Raw genomic sequence first — 4,761 nt, 5'->3', positions numbered from 1 at the left:
TCCCGAAAATGGATGCATATACAATCAGCTAAGCGAATTCACGGGCCTTGCGACGGACAGCGTTATGCTTGATAAAGTGAGCATAAAACTTTCAACGTATGACGAATCCTTATCTTGGGACGCGGGGTTATCAAGCTGGACGGCAAGTTCCTGCTGGAATGATACACAGTTGAACGGCAGCACATGGACTTTTGTGGCTCCGGCGCTGGTGGGGGGCGCATACCTTGTGCATTCCCGTGCGGAAGACATGGCGGGCAATTTTGAATCCGAGACTTCTCCGCCGTCAGACAACGCTCATACGTTTATCTTTGATAACGAAAGCCCTATATATGAATTTGTAATACCCCAGCAGAACGAATTTAGAAACACGTTCGCAGGCTTGGTTTCAGGGACTTCATATGACAGTATTTCCGGCGTAAAAAGTATTGACCTTGCCATACGGAATATGAAAAATAATCTCTGGTGGAACGGAACGACCTGGACAGCCGTTGAAAGTTACAATGTATGCGAAGGCACATCTAACTGGTCATATAATATTTTAGCTCCTGAAACCTTCTGGCAGGATGCGGAATATCTGTTAAAGGTTAGAGGCGAGGACAACGCCGGTAATATAGGCGACCCTGTATCTGAAAATTTTACATACGATACGGTTGCGCCCACGTCTACAATATTGGTTCCGGCGGATGGTTCGTATCTTTCAGGTCTTACGGAAATTTCAGGAACATCCTATGACCTGAACGGAAGCAGTGAAGTGCAGGTTAGCATTTACGACCAAACGGATTCATCTTATTGGGATGGTTCTATCTGGATTTCGACTCAGACATGGAATCTCGCAAATGGAACAACCAGTTGGACATATATATCCGCTGATTGGACAGATGGACATTATTACTTAGTACAAAGCAAAGCAAAAGATTTAGCATTAAATGAAGGAATTCCCTCAAGCGGTAATGTTTTTAAATATGATATTGTGCCACCGTCGGCGGTGACGAGTCTGAATGCCGAAACAGGAGAGACGGAGGGTAAAATCAATTTAAGTTGGATATCTCCGGGAGATGACGGGACGAGTGGGGTACTGACGGGAATATTCAGTATTGATTACTCAAGTTTTACAAAGGCGTGGGATAAAGCAGACTGCCAAATTGAAATTTCCACTGCCAACTGTGAGCCGGGAAGTTTATTTACGGAGACATTAACGGGTCTTACGGGCGGAGTGACATATTATTTCGCTTTATGGACAAAAGACAGGGCGCAGAACTGGTCTGAAGTTTCCAATATAGCCGAGGCAATGGCGCAGTATGATGTGACAGCGCCGTCGGCGATTACAGCTCTTGCCGCTGTGATGGGAGATAAACCGTATTCCATAACATTAAACTGGACGGCGCCTGGTGACGACGGCTTTGCGGGAACAGCGGCGGGTTATATTGTAAAATACGCCACATTCACAGTAGATGCGTCAAATTGGAACAGCGCTGCTGATTATAGTAATAGTTGCCAGCCGCAAACATCGGGGAGCACGGAAACTCAGGTATTAACAGGATTAAATCCGGGTGCAACTTATTACATTGCGGTTAAGTCTTTTGACGAGAGAAACAACATGTCGGAGATATCGAATTCCGTTTTCGCAATTGCGGCAAAAACATATTTGCTGATAAGCGAGGCCTGCGTTGGAACAGACGGAGCGGGTAACGAATTTGTGGAATTATATAACCCGACGGAGCAGGACATAACGATAGATACAGGGACTTTTAAACTGAAATTAGTTAATTCGTCAAACGGCATAACTGCGAAACAGATAACATGGACGAATCACACTGTTCCGTCTCGGGGATATTTTCTGATAGGCGCAGGTAACATAAGCCCCGCCCCGGACGCTGCTTTTTCCGCGCAGATGACAGGGACAAGAGGAGTTATAATAACCGACGGCGAAGATTACATACTGGATAAAGTAGGTTGGGGAGCGCCCGCGCCGTATAATGCTGTTGAGGGTTCGGGGGTTAATGCGGCATTATCAACAGGGGACAGCATTGAGCGGAAAACAGACGCTTCTTCAACAGCGGAAAGCATGTCGGGCGGCGGCGATAAATATGCGGGCAATATGCGCGATACAAATGACAATTCCGAAGATTTTGCGATACACACGGGTTTTTATAATCCGCAAAATTCTTCAAGTGATTGCGAGCCGGATTTAATATCACCGTCGGCAGTTACGGATTTAAATGCTTTATCAGGTGATACTGGCGGAGAGATTGTTCTAATTTGGACAGCGCCGGGCGACGAGGGAACAACCGGAAATAACATATGGGGCGCGTATATTGTGAAATACTCAACCATGGGGGGAATTCCCGGAACTGTTTCCTGGTCATCGGCGCAGGAATTCCCGCAGAATTGGCAAATAAGCGCGCCGGGCGTCGGAGAGAACAAGGTGATCACGGGACTTGAGCCGGGAGTCACTTACTGGTGGGCTGTTAAGTCGGTAGATGAGGCGGATAATTATTCAGACATAGATACGTCGGTTTCAAGAGCTTGCGCTACGGCGGGGCAGGATCTTACAGCGCCCTCAGCGGTGACGGATCTTTATGCCGCGACAGGCGACAATCAGGGCGAAATTAAACTGAGCTGGTCGGCAACCGGTGACGACGGAACGATAGGAACAGCGTCGTCGTATGTGTTAAAATATTCAACAGAAGGGGCCATTGATACGGAGATAAAATTTGATTCCTCGGACGAATATTCAAACAACTGGGCTCCGTCGATTTCAGGCATTACGGAGCAGAAGACTTTGACAGGACTGGCGCCGGGAGTTACATACTGGTTTGCTTTGAAAGTAGTGGATGAGGCCGACAACTCTTCCGGACTTTCAAATTCTGCGTCGGCTGAGGCAAAATCAAGTTATATGTCGGTTGTAATAAACGAGATTGCGTGGATGGGAACGGCAGCCTCGTATTATGACGAGTGGATAGAGCTGTACAATAATACGGGAGATACGGTAACGCTGACGGACTGGACGCTGGCCTCCGCCGACGGCACTCCGAATATAACATTGAGCGGCAGTATAGCTCCTTATTCGTATTATCTGCTTGAGAGGACGGACGACAATACGGTATCGGATATAACGGCAGATCTAATATATTCGGGCGCGCTGGATAATACCGCCGAAGAGTTAACGCTTAAAGACGCCGGGGGAAGAACGGTGGACAGAGTGGATTGTTCAGCGGGCTGGTTCGCGGGGGACAATACATCAAAGATAAGCATGGAGAGGAAGAATTCTCTTGCGGACGGCTCAACAGATTCCAACTGGGGGAACAACGACGGTGTGACGACAAGCGGGCTTGATGCAAACAGCAATGCGCTTACAGCCACAGCGAGAGCGCAGAACAGCCTCTATGGGAGCGCTACGCCTGAAGGAAGTATAATATCGCCTGTTGATAGGGAGATAGTGAATTGCGAAAGCCTGAACATAACAGGTTATGCCGACGCCAAACACGGGCCCGCGTTCAGAGACTGGTCTCTTGAGTGGGGAGAGGGGGATAAGCCGCAAAAATGGCAGACGATAAGATATTCGACGGTGCCGGTGGCGGAGAGGGCAATACTCGCGGAATGGGAGATGCCTGAGATGAGCGGTGATATTTTGACGCTGCGGCTTACGGTGAGTGATGTTACGGGCGATAGCTGCGTCCGCAAGATAAGAGTTTACAGAAAGGAGCCGGAACTCAAGGGCGTTATAGAAGGGCTGAAACATCCGACGGATGTGGAAGTTGATCAGAGATTGAATGTTGAAATTGCGAATTCCGGGCAAAACCCCGTTTCTAAATACAGTCCGAGAGAAAAACTCCTCTAGAATATAGATAAAGATTATGGAATAAAGAAACCCGGCGGCGTAGCGACGGACGGGAATGAGAATGTATATGTGACGGATAGTCTCAACGGTAGAGTGCTGAAATTCAGCGCGACGGGTTATCTGCTTCTTGAATTCGGTCAGGGTGCAGGTCTGAAAGAGCCTGCCGGAATTGCCGTCTCGTTAGACGGCGCGGTTTATGTCGCCGACAGCAAAAACGGGAGGCTGGCGGTTTTCACATGCGGCGGGATATATGTGTCGGAAATAAAGATAGAGGGCAGCCGGTTAGGAGGCATAGATGTAAATGACGAGGGTATTATATGCGCTGCTGATATTGCAAATAACAGGATTATTGTGATAAACTCTGGCACTGGAGAAATAATAAGGGAGCTGAGCGAAGGCTTGAAACAGCCGGTTGACGCTGTATTTGACGCGTCGGGGAACATATATGTTTCAGACAGCAAAAACTTCAGCGTTAAAAAGTTTGATGTGTACGGAAAGAAAATGCTGGATATTGACGTCGGAAGCTTTGTAAAAAAAGCGGGTAAGGAAGAACCGGCGGGAATTGCCCTGGACAGAGAGGGAAATTATCTATATGTTTGTCTGCCGCAGTCGGGTAAAGTGATAAAGTTAGCGGTGAGGGAAGTTTTGAACGACATACCGGCAGAAGCGGGAATAAGGATGCTTGGTGTGGGAGCTATGGCGCCGGAGAAGCTCGCGGTGTTTGAGCTGAAAGAGGTTTACGCATACCCGAATCCGGCGAAAAGGGAACCTCCGAAGATACATTTTGACTGCGGAGTTTCAGACGCTTCAGTTAATCTCAGAATATTTACGATAGCGGGAGAGCAGGTCTTCGGATGCGATATGTCAAATAATTATGTTGCGGCAAAGAGCGCTTATGAATATGAGTGGGACACATCGGG

At 48.0% G+C, this 4,761-nt stretch carries 2 protein-coding genes; both read left to right on the top strand.

Annotation, left to right across the window (positions count from 1 at the left end; translation table 11 throughout):
* Positions 1 to 3,841 (top strand): hypothetical protein (locus FP827_08955; protein ID MBA3053192.1); only part of this gene is annotated, 3,841 nt, incomplete at its 5' end.
* 69 nt (positions 3,842 to 3,910) lie between these two features.
* Positions 3,911 to 4,761, top strand: an 851-nt coding sequence (locus FP827_08950) for a hypothetical protein (protein MBA3053191.1), incomplete at its 3' end; no start/stop codon positions are given.

The sequence above is a fragment of the Candidatus Omnitrophota bacterium genome, assembly GCA_013791745.1.
In the GTDB taxonomy this organism is placed as follows: Bacteria; CG03; CG03; order CG03; family CG03; genus CG03.
This window is presented reverse-complemented; position numbering and strand designations above follow the sequence as displayed.